The following is a 17,972-nucleotide window of genomic DNA, read 5'->3' on the forward strand; positions in this document are numbered from 1 at the left end:
CCGAATGGTTCGTTTTCGAAACGCAGTCTCCAGGTCTCCTCCCCGGCAGGCCGCGATTTGCTTATTCTTGCCCCACCTCGCTCCATATCTGGGCACGACGGTTCGTCTTGTCCGACAGGCGGTCGTCTTGATGATTGACAAGACCATGCCATCGGTGGCGGGGAAATGGACGATGGGGGTTAAACATTGGACGATTCCACGGCCGCTGCGCCCGTCAGTTCGGCCAGCGACAGGCGGATGCCGGTCTTGATATCGGTGATCGGCTGAGCGCCGAGCGCGGGCGGAACCGGGTCCGAAGCGAGGTCGGCGGGGATACGCAATGGCGGCCCGTCGATGGTGATGTCGGACCAGCCCGACTGCTGCGACAGTTCGGTCACGAAGTCGTCCATTTCGGCGGTATCGCCGGCCATCGTGAGTGCGGTCGCGCCCGTCAGCGGCGCGGTCATCGCCGCGGCGAGCAGGCGGGCGACGTCATCGACGAAGACGAACCCGACACGGCCGGAAAAGCGGATTTGCGCCGGTTTGCGGTGCGCAGCCGCGGCAAGAGCGATCGACGGGCCGGCAGCGATGCCCGCACTGATGCCCGGCCCGTAGACGATGTAGGGACGCAGGCCCAGGCTCGGCACGCCATGGTCGAGATGGAAGGCGCGGGCCGCGCCTTCCACCGCAAGCTTGGTCGCACCGTAGATCGTCATGGGCTTCGGGTGGATGGCGTCTTCCGGACCGAACACACCGGCCGTCGAGAGATAGGCGACCGGCAGGCGGCGGGCCTTTGCCGCCTCGAAGACGTTGAGGCTGCCGATGAGATTGACGCGCGCACCGAGCACCGGGTCGCGGGCGCAGTCCACGGTCATCAGCCCCGCGAGATGGACAATTCCATCACAGCCGTGCGCTGCCTCGATAACGGATGCAGTGTCCGTTATATCGCCCGCGACGATCTCCGCATCGATCCCCGGCGGGAGCCGTTCGGGGCGGGGCGCAAGGTCGAAGACCCGCACGGAATGGCCAGCGGCGGCGAGCGCAGCCGCCGCGCGCAGCCCGACGAAGCCGGTGCCTCCGGTGACGAGAACGCGGCTCACGCCCATATTCCGCCGGTTCGGACGCGGCGCGGCCGGGGCTCTTCTGCTGGTTCAAACTGCTGCATGCGGCCTCCTCCTCCGGCAAGCGCGTTTCGATCTGTCTTGATCATTGCAAAAAATGGAATGACGTTCAATATTAAACTTGAATTCCAATTTATTTTTGTTCTGCTACGTTTCCATCGTAGTCAGGGAGGACTTTATGACAGAAAAGATCGCCGTCGCGGTTATCGGTGCGGGCGTCATCGGCAAGACGCATATCGATACGCTGGCCCGCATGGACGGCGTGCAGCTTTCGGCCCTTGTCGATCCGGCACCCGCGGGGCGTGCGCTTGCCGAGGCGAATGGCGTGCCATGCCTGCCCGATGTGACCGCGCTCATCGATTCCGGGCTCGCGCAGGCGGCGATCGTCGCAACGCCGAATGAAACCCATCTGCCGGTATCCGAGGCGCTGATGAAAGCCGGCATCCCGGTCCTGCTGGAAAAGCCCGTTGCCGAGAGCCTTGCCTCCGCGCTGCGGCTTATCACTGTTGCCGAGGAAACCGGCGTGCCGCTTCTCATCGGCCATCACCGCCGTCACAACCCGATCATCCGTGCCGCCCATGCCGCAATCCATGCCGGCCGGATCGGCGATCTCGTCATGGCGACCGTCACCTGTGCGCTGGCGAAGCCCGCCTCCTATTTTGACGCGGGATGGCGGCGTGCACCCGGCGTCGGCGGGCCGCTTCTCATCAACCTCGTTCACGAAATCGACCTGATGCGCCATTTCTTCGGCGAGATCGCCACCGTGCAAGCGATTTCCAGCAACGCGCGGCGGGGCTTTGCGGTCGAGGATACGGCAGCGGTGGCGCTGACCTTCAAGCGCGGCGGGCTTGCCACGCTGTGCATTTCCGATGCGGCGACCGGTCCCTGGGCCTGGGACCTCACCGCGGGCGAAAACCTTGTGCGCTTCCCGGCCCATCCGGTCAGCGCTCATCACTATGCCGGCAGCCGTGCGGGGCTTTCCCTGCCCGACCTGACCCTGTGGGAGCCCGACGGCGAACCGGACTGGACACGAAAGCTCAAGCCGTCCGTCCTGACGGTTGCGGCGGAAGACCCCTACGAGGCGCAGATCGCGCATTTCGCCACGCTGGTCCGCGATGGCGGTGCGCCGCTCGTGTCGGCGCGTGACGCGACCGCAAACCTCATCGTTCTCGATGCGATCCGTGCGGCTGCGGAAAGCGGACGGACGGTCGCGGTCGATCTCTCCGCGCTTGGCTGACGCGGACGTGGCTTCCGGGCCGCGCATCGCTCAGCTCTTAGGCATGCCTTCGGGGCGCAGGAGGCGCCGTTGGGCGGCAATGCGGAACGGCGCGTTCATCGCGCCGTAGCCGGCATAGGCGCCGCGCCGCTCGACGATCTCGAAGAAGAAGCCTTCACCGAAGGTGCGGCTGTAGATCTGGAAATACTCGCCGTTGTCGTCGCGGTCGTAGAGGATGCTTGCCGCCCGAAGCGCATCGGAAAATTCCGGCTCGAGGCCGAAGCGGGCTTCGAGATCGTCATAGTAGTTGCGTGAAATCGGCAGCGCCTGGAAACCGCGGGCTTCCAACTGCTTCGCCGTGGTGAAGATGTCGTTGGTTGCCAGCGCGATGTGCTGGATGCTCGTGCCGAAGCCTTCCGCCAGGAACTTGCCGGCAAAGGTCTTGCGGCTGTCGGCGCCGTTCATGGTCAGCCGGAACGCCGGCTCGGGAACGCTCTCGATGGCCTGGCTGCGCACGAGGCCGCCCGGATCGACCACATCGACCATCGGCGTGCGACGCGTCGAGAAGATCGACGTATAGAAAAGAAGCCAGGTCAGCATCTCGTCGTATCGGGTCGTCTGCGCCAGATGGTCGATGCGGGTAAGGCCGGCGCTTGCGGCGGTGTCGGATTGCGTGTCGACGGCAACGAACTCGTTGTCCCAGATGCTTGACAGTGCCGGCGTGTCGTCGAGGAAATAGACCACCCCGTTGCCGACGCCCTGGATGGCAGGCACGGCGGCCTCGCCGGGCTGGCGCGGTTCGGCGAAGGTGGGCGCACCCAGTGCGGCCGCACGCTTCAGCGCATCCGCGGCATTCTCCACCTTGATCCCGAAGGCATAGGCGTTGGTGCCGTGCACGGAATAGGAGGCGCTGGCGAAGCTGTCGCTGTCCGTATCCGTGTTGATCACGATGCGGATGTCGCCCTGTGTGAAGAGGTCCACATCGCGGTTGCGGTGACGGGCCGACCGGGAAAAGCCGAGCGTGGAAAGCAGGGCGGCGAGATCGTCCTTGTCCTCCGCCGCCGTCGTGAACTCGACGAACTCGACACCTTGCGCGTGAATGCGGTCGGGCATGTCGGGTGCCGTGATGGCGATGTCGGGCTCCAGCCGCCGGACCTGATCCATGATGTAGACGAGCGAACGATGGCCGTCCTCAGCAAGCGCGCGCGCCGAGCCGCCGCGGAACTGGTCGTTGAAGATTTCGAGCGAGAGCGGGCCGGTATAGCCGGTGGCGGCGACGGCGCGCATGAAGTCGACGACCGGAAGGTCGCCTTCGCCCGGCATGTTGCGGAAGTGGCGGCTCCAGTAGAGCAGGTCCATGTCGAACAGCGGCGCGTCGGCCAGCTGCACGATGAAGATCTTGTCGCCGGGGATCGAGCGGATCGAGTTGGGATCGATCTTGCGCGAAAGGGTGTGGAAACTGTCGAGGATGATGCCGACATTGGCGTGATCGGCCCGGCGCACCACTTCCCATGCGTCGCGGTGGTCGCTGACATGGCGGCCCCAGGCCAGCGCCTCGTAGCCGACGCGCACGCCGTGGCGCGCGGCGAGGTCGCCAAGCTCATGGAAGTCGGCCGCGGCGCGGTCGATGCCGCCCAGCGAGATCGGCGAGACGTTCGAGCAGATCAGGATGAGATCGGTGCCGAGCTCGCCCATGATATCGAACTTGCGCTGGGCGCGGTCGAAGGCGCGGGCACGGTGCGGCTCGGGCATGCCCTCGAAATCGCGGAAGGGCTGGAACAGCGTGATGTCGAGCCCGTGATCGGCCGCCATCCGCGCCACTTCGCGCGGCGAGGCGTCATAGGTCAGGAAATCGTTCTCGAAGATCTCGACGCCCGTGAAGCCGGCCTTCGCGATGGCCGCCAGCTTTTCGGGAAATTCGCCGCTGATGGAGACAGTGGCGATCGAGGTCTTCATTGCCACGCGAGCCTTGGCTGTGTCGACGGGGGCCATATTGCCTTCCTTTCGGGCGTTATGTACGATTCAGTTAATAATGTGACATGCGCCGGCTTGGCCGGCAATGGATGACGATGAAACAGGGTGCCGCGACGCGCGAAAAGAAACAGGTCCGGCAAGCCAAGCGGGATCCTGAAGGCGTGCGTCGCGATATTCTTGCGGTTGCGATGGAGGAATTCTCGCAGAACGGCCTCTCCGGTGCGCGCATCGACGAGATCGCGGCACGCACGCGCACATCCAAGCGCATGATCTACTATTACTTCGGCGACAAGGAAGGCCTGTACCAGCGCGTTCTGGAAGAGGCCTACGCAAAGGTGCGCGGCGGTGAGAGCGAGCTTGAGCTGGAAGGGCTCGATCCTGTCGCGGCGCTGGTGAAGCTCTGTCGCTATACCTTCGACCACCATCGCCGCAATCCGTCCTTCATCCGCATGGTGATGATCGAGAACATCCATCATGGCCGGCACATGCAGCTTTCGGAAAACATCCGGGGGCTGAACCGCCTGGCGATCGAGGCGCTGGAAGCCGTGTTGAAACGCGGGCAGGAGGCCGGCCTGTTCCGCGAGGGGCTCGATCCGCTGGAACTGCACTGGCAGATCAGCGCGCTGTCGTTCTTCAACGTGTCGAATGCCGCCACCTTTTCCTTCCTCTTCGGCGACGCGCTCTTTACACCTGACGGCCAGGAGACGCTGTCCGGCCATGTCGCCGATATGGTGCTGCGCTACGTCCGGGTAGAGCATGGTCGTCCTGGCGCCTAAGCCGCCTCATCCAGCATGCGTTGCACGCCCCAGCCGGTCGATCTGGCCGAGAAGGCGGATGGCTGTCGAAAGTGCGACGCCCGTCGCCGTGACCATCTGCGGCAGCACCAGCCATTCTAGCGTCCAGGCCGCGCCGGATCGTTCCTGTTCGTGCACAAGCGACTGGTGAATGGCGGAAAGCTGCACGGCGTTGAAGCGCGCGAGCGAGACAAGAAGTTCGGCCGCAACCGGGTTTTGCTTGTGCGGCATGGCGGAGGAACCGCCGCCGCCGGACAGGCGGATCTCGCCGCCGACTTCTGCCAGCAGTGCCACATCCTGCCCGAATTTTCCGAGGCTTCCCGAGATGAGCGAGAGGATGCCGGCGAGCTCCGCCAATCCGTCGCGCTGGCTATGCCATTGCGGCCGGTCGGCAAGGTCGAGCCTGCGAGCGATAGCCGCCCTCACATCCGCACCCTTGTCGCCGAGCTTTTCCAGGGTGCCGGCGGCCCCGCCGAACTGTACGGCAAAGCCTTCGGCGCTGAAATGCGCCAGCCGCCGTGCGGAGCGATCAAGCGGCGCGCGCCAGCTTTGAACCCGGTCGGCGACGGCGATGGGAATGGCCGCCTGCATGCGGGTGTGGCCCATCAGGGCGTTTTCGCCGTCGCGCGCCTGAAGGGCGTCGAAGCCAGCGATTGCGGATGCCAGCCTCCCTGCGAGAACGCCTGTTGCGGCCTTCAGCCGGAGCATCAGGCTGGTGTCGATGACGTCCTGGCTTGTCGCGCCGAAATGGACGTTTTCGGACGCTGCGCCGCCGACCGTCCGGCGCAACTGCCGCACGAATTCCGGGATCACGACGCCGTCGCGCGCCACCCCGTTTGCCAGAGCATCCATGTCGGGCGCGAACTCCGACAGAGCGGAGGCGATGGACGCCGCCGCATCCCCGGGAATGACGCCGTGCTCCGCCTCGGCGTGTGCCAGCGCCGTCTCGAAACGCAGCATGGCGGCGATATCGGCCGCGGCCGAAAAGAGCGGCACGATCTCGGCGTCGCCCATCAGGCCGGAAAGGAAAGGGTGCTCGAACGGGGTGAGGCTCATCTTCAGATGTCGAAGAACACGGTTTCGCCTTCGCCTTGCAGCCGGATGTCGAAGCGGTAGGTGTTGTCGCCTTCCTTCTTCGCAATCAGCGTCGGGATGCGGTCCTTGTGCTCGATGCGGGCGAGAACCGGATCCTCCGCATTGGCCGCTTCGTCCTCGGGGAAGTACATGCGGGTATGCAGGCCGATATTGATGCCGCGCGCGACGATCCAGAAGGTGATGTGCGGCGCCATCCAGCGGCCGTCCTTGAAGGGAACGCGGCCGGGCTTGATCGTCTCGAACACGAACTCGCCGGTATCCATGTCGCCGGGCGAACGGCCCCAGCCGAGGAAATTCGGATCCGCTTCGCCGCGCGTTTCGCTCGGGCTGTTGTAGAAGCCGGCATCGTCCGCCTGCCAGATTTCGACGAGCGCGTCCCTCAGCGCATAACCGCCGCCGTCATAGACGGTGCCGCGAATGGTGACGCGGGTTCCGCGCGTCTCGTCGTTATAGAGCGCGCCGGAACCGAGATCCCTGTCGAAGACGCCGTGAATGCCGACGAAGTTCGGCGTGCAGCCGATATGGACATAGGGGCCTGCGGTCTGCGAGGCGCTTTCCTTGATATAGCCGAGCGGTTGAACCATGTCAGTTTCCCTCCGGGCGGTTCTCGAAGAAGGTGGAACGGCGGCCTCGCAGCACGATGTCGAACTTGTAGGCGCGCATGTCCATGGGAATGGTCGCGTTCATGTCGAGCGGGGCGACGAGACGGCGGATCGCGTCCTCGTCCGGGACCGTCTTGACGATGGGACAACGCCAGATCAGCGGGTCGCCTTCGAAATACATCTGCGTGATCAGGCGCTGCTGGAAGCCGTGGCCGAAGATCGAGAAGTGGATATGCGCCGGGCGCCAGTCGTTGACGCCGTTCGGCCAGGGATAGGGGCCGGGCTGGATCGTCTTGAACCAATAGTAACCGGTCTCGTCCGTGATGGTGCGTCCGACGCCGCCGAAGTTCGGATCGACCGCGGCCAGGTAGGTTTCCTTCTTGTGGCGGTAGCGACCGCCGGCATTGGCCTGCCAGAACTCGACCAGGGCGCCCGGAACGCCTGCGCCACGCTCGTCCAGCACGCGGCCGTGCACGAGGATACGCGGGCCGATCGGCATTTCGCCGGGCTTGGCATAGTTCAGGATAAGGTCGTTATCGAGCGGATTGAGCATGCCGTGGCCGAAGACCGGCCCGGTGATTTCGCTCTTCGTGCCCTCAAGCGAAATCAGCGCGCGCTGCGGGGAACGCAGGATGGAGGTCTTGTACCAGGGCGTGTAGGCCGGCGGGTGGATGTCGCGGTCCCGTGCGAAGAAAGGCCCTGTTTCGGGCGGCCGGTTGCTCATTTCACTCCCTCCTTCTCGGTGTTTTCGGCGCGCATGCCGGCAAGCGTCTGCTTGGCGATCTTGAAGGCATGGTTGGCCGCCGGCACGCCGGCATAGATCGCGACATGCATCAGCGCCTCGCGAATATCTTCCTCCGTGGCGCCGGTATTGGCGGTGGCGCGCACATGCATGGCCACTTCCTCATCCTGTCCGAGTGCGGCCAGAAGCGCGATCGTGACCATCGAGCGCTCGCGCTTGGTCCACTGGCTGCCCGACCAGACGGTGCCCCAGGCGGCTTCGGTGATCAACGTCTGGAACGGCTGGTCGAAGGGCGTCGCATTGGCGCTTGCGCGGTCCACATGCGCATCGCCCAGCACGGCGCGCCGGGTCGCCATGCCCTCGGTGTAGCGTTCGGAGGGCTGTGCGGGTTCGGTCATGCTCGATGCTCCGGCAGGGATGTCAGAAAGGTGCGGACGGCGGCGCTGTAGGCGGCCGGCTGCTCGATACAGGGAATATGGCCGCAGCCGGGAATTTCGACAAAGGCGCTGCCGTCAATCAGGCCGGCAAGCGATCTGACCAGGTCAGGCGGGGTGGAGCCGTCCTGATCACCCACGACGCACAGGGTCGGCACGGCAATCCGTCCGGCGGCCTCGGTATAGTCGGCATCGCGAATGGCCGCGCAGGTTCCGCAATAGCCGTCGACGGGCTGGCGGGCGAGCATGGTGCGGCAGCCGGCATAAAGCGCGTTGTCGGCCGTGCGGAACGGCGGCGTGAACCAGCGTTCCATGATCGGGTCGATCATGCCGCCAAGGCCGTTGGCCAGAATGGTGTCGATGCGCGTGTTCCACATGTCGGGTGTGCCGATCTTGTGGGCGGTGTTGGACAGGACCAGCGCCTCTACGATCCCGGGGCGCTTGTCATGCACCGCCTGCGCGATGAGGCCACCGACGGAAAGGCCCCAGACGATCGCCTTTTCGACCTTCAGGTGGTCGAGAAGGATGATGAGATCGTCCGCATGGTCGTCGATCGAATAGGGCGGCGTGCCGGTGCCGGAAAGCCCATGGCCGCGCTTGTCGTGCAGCACATAGCCGTAATCATCACCCAGCGCCTCCATGACCGCATCCCAGATGCGGAAATCGGTGCCGAGCGAGTTGATGAAGGCGATGACGGGCTTGCCCTGCGCGATGCCTGCGGTGCGATAGTGGATCGCGGCATCGCCGACGTGCAGAAACTTCATGATGGCGCTCCTCCTGATCCGGGTGTAGCAATTGTAAAACGGTTAAGTAAAATGAGATTTTCGGCGATAAATATAACCTGAGAGTTATGGTTTCACCAATCGACCCCCGGATCAAGTTTCGCCATCTGCAGGCCTTTCTGGAGGTGGCGCGTCAAAAAAGCGTCAACCGCGCGGCGGAACTGCTGCATGTCAGCCAGCCTGCGGTGACGAAGACGATCCGCGAACTGGAGGGCATTCTAGGCGTTGCACTCTTCGAGCGCGACGGGCGCGGCACCCGGACCACGCGCTACGGCGAGGTTTTCATGCGCCATGCAGGCGCGACCTTGACGGCGCTTCGCCAGGCGGTGGATTCCGTTTCGCAGGAGGCTGCGCTGTCCGGTCCTCCCGTGCGGATTGGTGCACTGCCGACGGTCTCCGCCCGCATCATGCCGCAGGCGATGAACCGTTTCCTTGCCGGGGGGACCGTCGGTCCGGTCAAGATCGTGACGGGTGAGAACGCCGTCCTCCTCGAGCAATTGCGGGTCGGCGATCTCGATCTCGTCGTCGGCCGCCTCGCCGCGCCGGAGAAGATGGCCGGCTTCTCCTTCGAACATCTCTATTCGGAGCGGGTGCTGTTCGTCACGCGCACCGGCCACCCGCTCCTCGATGCCCGTGCCAACGCCTTCGACCGGCTTGGCGCCTATCCCGTGCTGATGCCGACGCGCAACTCCGTCATTCGCCCGATCGTCGAACAGTTCATGATCGCGCACGGCATCCCTGCGCCGCCCGTCCAGATCGAGACGGTGTCGGATGCCTTCGGCCGCGCCTATCTGCGCATGAGCGATGCGGTCTGGATCATTTCGGAAGGCGTGGTGGCGGGCGATATCGCCGATGGCGTGCTCGCGGCACTGCCGCTGGAGACGGTGGAAACGCGCGGTCCGGTCGGGTTGACGATGCGCGCGGACACGCCGCCGTCGCTTCCGCTCTCCCTGCTGATGCAGGCGATCCGCACCGTTGCCGCCGAGATGGCGGCGAAGGGCACGTAGCGCCACGGGCGCTATTCGCAGAAGCGACGATTCCCTCTGGACCTGATAATATTGGATGTGTATTCCATAATAGAATATCATTCAGTTTTATGGGAGGGATCATGAATCTGGAACTCGACGGCGCATCGCGCCTCCATTTCGTGATCGGTGATCCGATCGCGCAGGTGAAGTCGCCGGCGGGGGTCAGCGAGATGCTGCAGGCGCGCGGGCACAACGCGCTGTGCATTCCGGGCCACGTCGCGCCACAGGACCTCGATGTGTTCTGGGCGGGGTTGAAGACGCTCAAGAACCTCGATGGCGTGATCGTGACCGTGCCGCACAAGATTTCCGCCGTGCATATGGTCGACCGGCTGTCGGAGCGTGCCGCGTTCCTCGGCGCCGTCAATACGCTCCGGCGCACGCAAACCGGCTGGGAAGGCGATATGTTCGACGGCATCGGGCACGTCTCTGCGCTGCGGAAGGCCGGTTGCGTGCTTGAAGGAAAGCGCGCCATTCTGGCGGGCGCAGGCGGCGCGGGCAGCGCCATTGCGCATGCGCTGGTGCTGGCGGGTGTTGCCGAGCTTGCCATCCATGAAATGGACGATGTCAGGCGCACCGCGCTCATCGCGCGCCTCTCCTCGCTCGGCATGGCGAAGGTATTCGCCGGCAGTGCCGATCCGACCGGCTTCGATGTGGTCGTGAATGCGACGCCGTCGGGAATGAAGGACGGCGATCCGCTGCCCTTCGATGGCGACAAGCTGACGCCCGACATGTTCATCGGCGAGGTCATCACCAAGCCGGCGGTCTCGCCGCTGGTCGCGCGTGCGCGGTCTATGGGCTGCCGCGCGATTACCGGCGTCGACATGTTCGTCGAAGTCCGCGACCTGATGGTCGATTATCTGAGCGCGAGGTGAGGCCACCATGGAAAGACAGTATGCACTCGCCTTCCTGACGATACCGGACGTCGCACCCGCCGAGGCGATCCGCATTGCGGCCGAGACGGGATATTCAAGCGTCGGCCTGCGGCTGCTTCCGGCCGCTGCGAGCGGGGAGGCGCCCTATCCCGTCCTGACCGACAAGGCCGTGCTGGCCGAAGCCCGCGCCGCGCTGGCCGACACCGGCATGCGGGTTGGCGATGTCGAGATCGTACGGCTGAAGCCGGAAACGAAGGCGACGGACTTCATACCCTTCCTGGATTGTGCGGCCGCGCTCGGGGCCGCCAACATTCTGGTCGCGGGCGACGATACGGATCATGCGCGCCTCGCGCAGACCTTCGCATCCTTTGCCGAGCTTGCGGCGGGTTACGACATGACGGCCGATCTCGAATTCATGCCCTGGACCGGCGTTCGAAATGCCGCCGAGGCAGTTGCGATCGTCAAGGCGGCTGGCCAGGCGAATGGCGGCGTGCTGGCCGATGCCCTGCATTGGGATCGCACCGGCGGGCGTATTGAGGACCTCGCACTCATCCCGCCGGAGACGATCCACTATTTTCAACTCTGTGACGCACCGGCCGAATACGACCCGAGCGACGCCGGGCTCATCGAAATCGCACGCGGCGGCCGCCTGCTGCCGGGACAGGGCGGCATCGATCTTCAGGCTTTTATCAAGGCACTGCCCGAGACGGTGCCCGTCAGCATCGAGATTGCGAATGCCGGTTTCAATTCCAGCCTGTCGCCCCGCGCACGCGCGGTGCAGGCACTTGCTGCCGGCAAGGCCGTCATCGCCGGCTATGATTTGGAATGAAATTATTATTTTGAATATAATTCCATTTTGTGTATAGCTGGTCGTCGAAGGCGCCGAGGCGCGTGAACGACGGCCAGCGACACCTTCCGGACAAATCAGGACGCCGCCGCCCCGAAGGGTGGGTGCGCAGCCACGCCTTCGGAGGAGGCAGGGATGAAGGCAATGGACGCGCGGTCCGATGATGACGGGCGTGCCGATAAGGCCGCGCCACGCGCCAAGATGTCACGCCATGCGCAATGCGATGTGCTGGTGATCGGCTCCGGTGCGGGCGGTCTTTCCGCTGCCGTGGCTGCCGCGCATCACGGCCTGGATGTGATCGTCGCCGAGAAGACGGAGACTTTCGGGGGAACGACCGCCTTCTCCGGCGGTTGGCTGTGGGTGCCCAACGCGCCGCATGCCGTTGCGGCCGGCAAGGGCGAGGGTCCGGAAGGGCCGCGGACCTATCTGCGCCACATCCTCGGCAACCGATACGATGCCGGCATGATCGACGCCTATCTCGAGGCTGCGCCGCGCATGCTGGATTTCTTCGAGAAGAACACGGCCGTGCACTTCCTGCCGGGCAGCGCCATGCCGGATTTCCACGGCAATCTGCCCGGCGCCGCCAAGGGGTGGCGCTCCGTCGTCGCTGCGCCCTATGACGGGCGGGCGCTGGGCGGGCTCGCCGGGCGTCTGCGCCAACCCATTCCGGAGACCACGCTGCTCGGCATGGGCATCGGCTCGGGCGTGGACATGCGCATGTTCCTGACGGCGACCCGATCGTTTCGGGCCTTCGCCTATGCGACGGGCCGCGTGCTCAAGCATGCGCGCGATCTGGCCTTTCATCGCCGTGCCATGCAGCTCGTCAACGGCAATGCGCTGGTCGGCCGGCTCCTGCGGTCCGCCGCCGACCGGCGGGTCCGGCTGTGGCCGAATGCCGGGGCCCATGACCTGCTTCGTGACGGTCCCCATGTGACCGGGGCCGTTCTGAAAACGGCCGATGGCCCCGTCCATGTCGTGGCCAAGCGCGGTGTCGTTCTGGCGACGGGCGGTTTTCCGAACGATGCCGATCGCCTCCAGGCGCTTCTGCCGCATGTGCAGGACGGCACGCCGCACTATTCGGCCGCACCCGTCACCAATAGCGGCGATGGTTTGCGGCTCGCGGAAAGCGCGGGCGGCCGCGTGTCGCGTACCATGACCGATGCCGCCGCCTATGCGCCCGTCTCGCTGGTGCCGCGGCCCGATGGCAGCCTGGGACGCTTCCCGCATCTTGTCGAACGCGGCAAACCCGGCATCATCGCGGTCATGGCGTCCGGCCGGCGTTTTGCCGACGAGGGCGGGCCCTACCACGACTATGTCCGTGAGATGATCGCCGCCACGGTACCGGGAACGCCGGCCGTCTCGTGGCTGGTCTGCGACCGGCATTTTCTGCGCCGCTACGGCCTGGGGGCCGTGAAGCCCGCTCCGGTTCCGTTCGGCCGTTGGCTGCGCAACGGCTATCTCATCGAGGCGCCGACCATCGCGGAACTCGCGGAACGCTGCGGGATCGATCCGGCCGGGCTTGCCGCGACCGTCGAGGCTTTCAACCGCAACGCGGCGCGAGGGGAAGATCCCGAGTTTCATCGCGGGACGACGCCGTACCAGCGGGCGCAGGGCGACCCCGATCATCGCCCGAACCCCTGTCTCGCGCCCATCGTCAAGGCGCCGTTCTACGCCGTGAAGATCGTGCCCGGCAGCCTCGGCACCTTCGCCGGCATCGAAACGGACGCGAAGGCGCGGGTGCTGGACGGGGCAGGGCGGCCGGTGCCGGGGCTCTATGCAGCCGGCAACGACATGAACAGCATCATGGGCGGCCATTATCCAAGCGGCGGCATCACCCTCGGGCCGGCCATGACATTCGGTTTCCTGGCCGCCGAGACCATTGCCGCGGGCGATGCGGCGCAAGAGGCAAGGCATGAAGGAGAGCAAGATGCCGTCCAATCGCAATCCTGACGGTCTGGAGGAGGTCGATCTTCTCGTCTGCGGCGCCGGGGCCGGCGGCATGACGGCCGCTCTCGTCGCACGGCTGGAAGGGCTGGATGTCGTCCTCGCGGAGAAGACCGCGCAGGTCGGCGGCACGACCTCGACATCCGGCGGCACGACATGGGTGCCCGGTACGCATCTTTCCGAGCTTGCCGGTGTTCCCGACAGTGTGGACGACGCGCGGGCCTTCCTGGAGTCCGTCGTCGCAAATCGTGGCGGCGCGCGGCTGCGCGAAGCCTTCCTCACATCCGGCCGCGCGGCAATCGAGGAGCTCGACCGCAGGACCGACGTGAAATTCGCCGCCGCGGCGGCCCACCCCGATTATCTCGACGGTCCCGGTGCCGCTTATGGCGGCCGGGCGCTTGGCCCGATCAATTTCGACGGCCGTCTGCTCAGCCGGGAGGATTTCGAGCGCGTGCGTCCGCCGCGCGGCGAATTCCTGGGGCTGGGCGGCATGATGGTGGGACGTGCCGAGGTTGGCGCCCTGCTTGCGCCCTTCGCATCCATCGCCAATCTTCGCACCACCATCGCCATCGTCGGCGGCTACATGCTCGACCGGCTGCGATACAGGCGCGGTACGCGGCTGCTCATGGGAAATGCGCTGGTGGCCCGGTTGCTGTTCAGCCTCCGCAAGGCGAAGGTTCCAATCCTGTTCGAGACGGGCGTGAAAGAGTTGATCGTCGAGGACGGACGCGTCGTCGGCGCCGTTCTGGAGGGAGCCTCGGGCCCGCGCCGCATTCGCGCGCGCAAAGGGGTAGTGCTGGCCACCGGCGGCGTGTGCTGGAACAAGGCCCTCCGCGCGCGGCTGTTTCCGCAGGGGACGCGCGATTATGCGCTCGGCCCGGTCACGAATACCGGCGACGGCGCCGATGTAGCGATGGCCATCGGCGCGCGCTTCGAGGATGGCGGCGACAGCCCCGCCCTCTGGATGCCCTGCTCGTCCTATCGCCGGCCCGATGGAACGCTGGCCGTCTGGCCGCATATCATCCTCGATCGCGCCAAGCCCGGACTGTTCGCCGTCGATGGCAAGGGCCGGCGCTTCGTCAACGAGGCCAACTCCTATCATGACTTCGCCATGGGCCAGATCGCCACGGGCGCCGTTCCGGCGCATCTCGTCTGTGACGCCGCGTTCATGCGCCGCTACGGCATGGGCATGATCCTGCCCGGCGCGAGAAACCTCATGGCGATGGTGAAGGCCGGTTATGTCATCGAGGCGAAAACGCTTACGGAGCTTGCCGGCAGGATCCAGTGCGACCCCGCGGCGTTGGCCGCCACTGTCGAAAGCTACAACCGCGCTGCCGCCTCGGGTGTCGATGAAGACTTCGGGCGCGGATCGAGCGTCGTGAACCGCTTCAATGGCGACGCGGCGTCGGGCGGCAAGAATCCCTGCCTCGGCCCGGTGGGCGCGGGACCCTATTACGCCATGGCGGTGCGTCCGGCCGATCTCGCCTCCAGTGCAGGCCTCTCGGGCGACGAATTCGGCCGGGTGCTCGATGAGGACGGCGAGCCGATCACCGGCCTCTATGCCTGCGGCAACGATCTCGCCTCGATCTTCCGGGGCACCTATCCCGGCCCGGGCACGACGCTCGGCCCGGCCCTGGTTTTCGGCTGGCGTGTGGCCAAGCACGCCGCCGGCGCGCTGGCCGACAGTGCCGGCGCAATGACGGATGAAAGGAAACAGAATGCAACGCTATGAAATCGCGACACTCTCGACCACCATGGGCGCTGCGGCCAAGGCCGCGCCGGCCATCGAAGCCTTTGCCGATGAGGGCAACGGCAGGCTGCTCGGCATCTTCTATGCCGATATCGGCGTGCTCAACCGCGTGCTCGTGCTGCGCGGCTTCGACACGGTGGCGGATTATGACGGAGAGCGCGAGCGCACGCTCAAGGCTTCCAACCCGTTTGGTTCCGCCGAATGGCTGACGGGGCTCACGCTGGAAGGATACGCGCCCTTTCCGTTCCTGCCGCCGGTCGAGACCGGTCGCTTCGGCCCGGCCTACGAGTTCCGCACCTATGTCCTGAAGACCGGTGGCCTGGAGCCGACGATCCGGGCGTGGGAAGCGGCGGTGCCGGCGCGCACCGAACTGTCGAAACTGACGATCTGCATGTACGGCATCGACGGTAAGCCGCGCATGACGCATATCTGGCCCTTCGCCTCGGTCAACGAGCGCGGGCAGGTGCGTGCGGATTCCGTTACGCAGGGTGTGTGGCCGCCAAAGGGCGGACCGGAGTGGCTGACGACGGACATGCAGTCCACCATCGCCTTCCCGACGGCAAACTCGCCGCTGAAATAAGGATCTGATACCAATAAAAGCGCCCCTTCCGGATGGAGGGGGCGTTTTCGTTGCGGCGTCAGGCCCGCTTGTGCAGTCCGGGGAAGTAGCGCGAGCCGGTGGCGGACATGCCGATTTCGCGTGCGGCCTGTTCGAGATGCGGCGCCAGCTCTTTCATGCGCTCCGGCGTCATGCGCACGGCGGGACCGGCAATCGACAGGCAGCTGATCACCCGGTCGTTGCCGAAGACCGGCACGGCCATGGCCGCCATGCCGACGATATAGCTGTCGATCGATACCGCGTAGCCGCGTTTGCGGGTTTCGGCGAGAACGGTCAGCAGCTCCGCGATCGTCTTCGGTGCGCCCGGTCCCGTGGGCTTGGAGGAATCGATCAGCCCCTGTCGCGAAACCCTTTCCAGCGCTTCCTCGTCGCTCATCGCCGACAGCCAGGCCTGCCCACCCGCGCTGGAGGCGAGATGCACCACCACGCCCTGTTCCTGGCCCGGGTCATAGCGCAGGCCGCCTGTCGCACCCTGCGCCACAGCCACCCAGATGAGGTCGTCGCCGTCGATCACGGAAAGACGAATGAGTTCGCCGCTGGCCTGGGCGAGCCGGTCGAGAATGGGCTGCGCGACATCGCCAACACCGGTCCTGCCGAGGAACCCAACGCCGAGGGCTGCAAGCTTCATGGTCAGCGCATAATCGCCCTGATCCTGCACCTGGCGGACATAGCCGAGCCGTATCAGCTCGTTGAGCGTGCGGTGCACCCCGCTTGCAGGCTGGTTGACCTTGCCTGCGATGGCGGAAACAGAAAGCCCACCCGGCTTGGCAGCCAAAAGCTCTATGATGTTCAGGGATTTTTCAAGCGTGCTCATGCGCGTTCCAATATGGATTGTTATTCCATTTTGACCTTGCGCGCTGTGCAGTCAAGGTCTTTCCTCACGGCAAGCAGGTACGAAAAGGCCGCACGCGGAAACCGCGTGCGGCGATCAATGGAACGGACTTGAAAACGGGTCGTCAGCCCCTTTCGAGGGCGATGGCAATGCCCTGGCCGACGCCGATGCACATCGTCGCCAGCGCCTTCGACTTTCCGGTAAGCGAGAGTTCGAGAGCGGCCGTGCCGGCAATGCGCGCGCCGGACATGCCGAGCGGGTGCCCCAGCGCAATCGCTCCGCCGTTCGGGTTGGCGCGCGGATCGTCATCGGCGATCCCGAGCTGGCGGAGCGTTGCAAGGCCCTGGGAGGCAAAGGCTTCGTTGAGTTCGATGACGTCGAGATCGCCCGCCGTCCAGTTGATGCGGTTCAGCAGCTTCTGCGAGGCCGGTGCCGGGCCGATGCCCATGATGCGGGGTGGAACACCCGCCGTCGCGCCGCCGACGATACGGGCGATCGGGGTGAGGCCGTATTTCTTCGCGGCCGCCGCCGAGGCGATGATGAGGGCGGCTGCGCCGTCATTGACGCCGGAGGCATTGCCGGCGGTGACGGTCGCGCCGTCCATGCGGTTCACCGGCTTCAGCTTGGAGAGCGCCTCCAGGCTGGTGGCGCGCGGATGTTCGTCCTGCGCCACGGTCAGCGGATCCCCCTTCTTCTGGGGAATGCTGACGGGCACGATTTCCCTGTCGAGACGGCCGTTGGCCTGTGCGGCGGCCGCCTTTTCCTGACTGCGGACGGCGAAGGCGTCCTGATCCTCGCGCGAGACCTTGTAGTCGATGGCGACATTGTCGCCGGTCTCCGGCATGGAATCGACGCCATAGAGCGCCTTCATGACAGGATTGACGAAGCGCCAGCCAATGGTCGTGTCATGGATCTCGGCCTTGCGGGAAAAGGCGCTATCGGCCTTGGGCATGACGAAGGGGGCCCGGCTCATGCTTTCCACGCCGCCGGCGATCATCAGATCGGCTTCTCCGGCCTTGATCGCACGCGCGGCGATGATGACCGCATCCATGCCCGAGCCGCACAGGCGGTTGACGGTCGTGCCGGTCACCGAGACCGGCAGGCCCGCCAGAAGCAGCGACATGCGCGCGACGTTGCGGTTGTCCTCGCCCGCCTGGTTGGCGCAGCCGAAAATCACGTCGTCGACGGCTTCCCAGTCGACGGACGTGTTGCGTTCCTGCAGGGCCTTGAGCGGGAGGGCGCCGAGATCGTCGGCGCGCACGGAGGACAGCGCACCGCCGAAACGGCCGATGGGGGTGCGGATGTAATCGCAGATGAAGACGTCGGTCATGATCTAGATAT

General features: G+C 65.5%; 17 protein-coding genes. 8 read left to right on the top strand and 9 right to left on the bottom strand.

Features of this window, described 5'->3' with window-relative positions:
- Window positions 1-179 precede the first annotated feature (179 nt).
- Window positions 180-1,079, bottom strand: coding sequence for an NAD(P)-dependent oxidoreductase (locus tag GR158_RS21785; protein WP_160872570.1), 900 nt, complete (start codon window positions 1,077-1,079; stop codon window positions 180-182).
- A gap of 199 nt (window positions 1,080-1,278) precedes the next feature.
- On the opposite strand from GR158_RS21785, the gene GR158_RS21790 reads away from it, so the two are divergent.
- Entirely contained in the window at window positions 1,279-2,337 is a 1,059-nt protein-coding gene (locus GR158_RS21790; RefSeq protein ID WP_160872571.1) for a Gfo/Idh/MocA family protein, read from the top strand.
- A gap of 30 nt (window positions 2,338-2,367) precedes the next feature.
- Here GR158_RS21790 and GR158_RS21795 read toward each other — a convergent pair whose 3' ends face one another.
- Complete coding sequence (locus GR158_RS21795) at window positions 2,368-4,272, bottom strand: bifunctional sugar phosphate isomerase/epimerase/4-hydroxyphenylpyruvate dioxygenase family protein (protein WP_160872629.1); 1,905 nt, start codon at window positions 4,270-4,272, stop codon at window positions 2,368-2,370.
- A gap of 113 nt (window positions 4,273-4,385) precedes the next feature.
- Here GR158_RS21795 and GR158_RS21800 point away from each other — a divergent pair, with 113 nt between their 5' ends.
- On the top strand, window positions 4,386-5,066 hold the full coding sequence (locus tag GR158_RS21800) for a TetR/AcrR family transcriptional regulator (RefSeq protein ID WP_160872630.1): 681 nt from the start codon (window positions 4,386-4,388) through the stop codon (window positions 5,064-5,066).
- 6 nt (window positions 5,067-5,072) lie between these two features.
- Here GR158_RS21800 and GR158_RS21805 read toward each other — a convergent pair whose 3' ends face one another.
- The 5 genes from GR158_RS21805 to pcaD are packed head-to-tail and all read right to left on the bottom strand — an operon-like array spanning window position 5,073 to window position 8,721.
- The gene (locus tag GR158_RS21805) at window positions 5,073-6,140 is read right to left on the bottom strand and encodes a 3-carboxy-cis,cis-muconate cycloisomerase (RefSeq protein ID WP_160872572.1); all 1,068 of its coding nucleotides are present in this window, start codon (window positions 6,138-6,140) and stop codon (window positions 5,073-5,075) included.
- A gap of 2 nt (window positions 6,141-6,142) precedes the next feature.
- Window positions 6,143-6,763 carry a protocatechuate 3,4-dioxygenase subunit alpha gene (gene pcaG, locus GR158_RS21810; RefSeq protein WP_160872573.1) on the bottom strand — a complete coding sequence of 207 codons (621 nt, stop codon included), beginning with the start codon at window positions 6,761-6,763 and terminating at the stop codon, window positions 6,143-6,145.
- A 1-nt stretch (window position 6,764) separates the two neighbouring features.
- Complete coding sequence (gene pcaH / locus GR158_RS21815) at window positions 6,765-7,505, bottom strand: protocatechuate 3,4-dioxygenase subunit beta (RefSeq protein ID WP_134652252.1); 741 nt, start codon at window positions 7,503-7,505, stop codon at window positions 6,765-6,767.
- A complete protein-coding gene (pcaC, locus tag GR158_RS21820) occupies window positions 7,502-7,921 on the bottom strand; it encodes a 4-carboxymuconolactone decarboxylase (RefSeq protein WP_134652254.1) in 420 nt (139 codons plus the stop codon). The genes pcaH and pcaC overlap by 4 nt, the downstream gene beginning before the upstream one ends.
- Complete coding sequence (pcaD, locus tag GR158_RS21825) at window positions 7,918-8,721, bottom strand: 3-oxoadipate enol-lactonase (protein WP_160872574.1); 804 nt, start codon at window positions 8,719-8,721, stop codon at window positions 7,918-7,920. Before pcaD ends, pcaC begins: the two co-directional genes overlap by 4 nt.
- 86 nt (window positions 8,722-8,807) lie before the next feature.
- Here pcaD and pcaQ point away from each other — a divergent pair, with 86 nt between their 5' ends.
- The 6 genes from pcaQ to GR158_RS21855 all read left to right on the top strand — a co-directional run bounded on the left by pcaQ (window position 8,808) and on the right by GR158_RS21855 (window position 15,760).
- Window positions 8,808-9,746, top strand: a complete 939-nt coding sequence (pcaQ, locus tag GR158_RS21830) for a pca operon transcription factor PcaQ (protein WP_160872575.1) — start codon at window positions 8,808-8,810, stop codon at window positions 9,744-9,746.
- 101 nt (window positions 9,747-9,847) lie between these two features.
- Window positions 9,848-10,639 carry a shikimate dehydrogenase gene (locus GR158_RS21835; RefSeq protein WP_160872576.1) on the top strand — a complete coding sequence of 264 codons (792 nt, stop codon included), beginning with the start codon at window positions 9,848-9,850 and terminating at the stop codon, window positions 10,637-10,639.
- Between the two features lie 7 nt (window positions 10,640-10,646).
- Entirely contained in the window at window positions 10,647-11,468 is an 822-nt protein-coding gene (locus tag GR158_RS21840; protein ID WP_160872577.1) for a sugar phosphate isomerase/epimerase, read from the top strand.
- A 219-nt stretch (window positions 11,469-11,687) separates the two neighbouring features.
- Complete coding sequence (locus tag GR158_RS21845) at window positions 11,688-13,436, top strand: FAD-dependent oxidoreductase (protein WP_160872631.1); 1,749 nt, start codon at window positions 11,688-11,690, stop codon at window positions 13,434-13,436.
- Window positions 13,399-15,162, top strand: coding sequence for an FAD-binding protein (locus GR158_RS21850; protein WP_246665748.1), 1,764 nt, complete (start codon window positions 13,399-13,401; stop codon window positions 15,160-15,162). Before GR158_RS21845 ends, GR158_RS21850 begins: the two co-directional genes overlap by 38 nt.
- A complete protein-coding gene (locus tag GR158_RS21855; protein WP_160872578.1) occupies window positions 15,149-15,760 on the top strand; it encodes an NIPSNAP family protein in 612 nt (203 codons plus the stop codon). The genes GR158_RS21850 and GR158_RS21855 overlap by 14 nt, the downstream gene beginning before the upstream one ends.
- Before the next feature lie 58 nt (window positions 15,761-15,818).
- On the opposite strand, the gene GR158_RS21860 is transcribed toward GR158_RS21855, so the two are convergent.
- Window positions 15,819-16,613 carry an IclR family transcriptional regulator gene (locus GR158_RS21860; RefSeq protein WP_160872579.1) on the bottom strand — a complete coding sequence of 265 codons (795 nt, stop codon included), beginning with the start codon at window positions 16,611-16,613 and terminating at the stop codon, window positions 15,819-15,821.
- A 142-nt stretch (window positions 16,614-16,755) separates the two neighbouring features.
- The gene (pcaF, locus tag GR158_RS21865; RefSeq protein ID WP_160872580.1) at window positions 16,756-17,961 is read right to left on the bottom strand and encodes a 3-oxoadipyl-CoA thiolase; all 1,206 of its coding nucleotides are present in this window, start codon (window positions 17,959-17,961) and stop codon (window positions 16,756-16,758) included.
- Window positions 17,962-17,972: the final 11 nt, after the last annotated feature.

The sequence above is a fragment of the Shinella sp. AETb1-6 genome, from assembly GCF_009826875.1.
In the GTDB taxonomy this organism is placed as follows: Bacteria; Pseudomonadota; Alphaproteobacteria; order Rhizobiales; family Rhizobiaceae; genus Shinella; species Shinella sumterensis.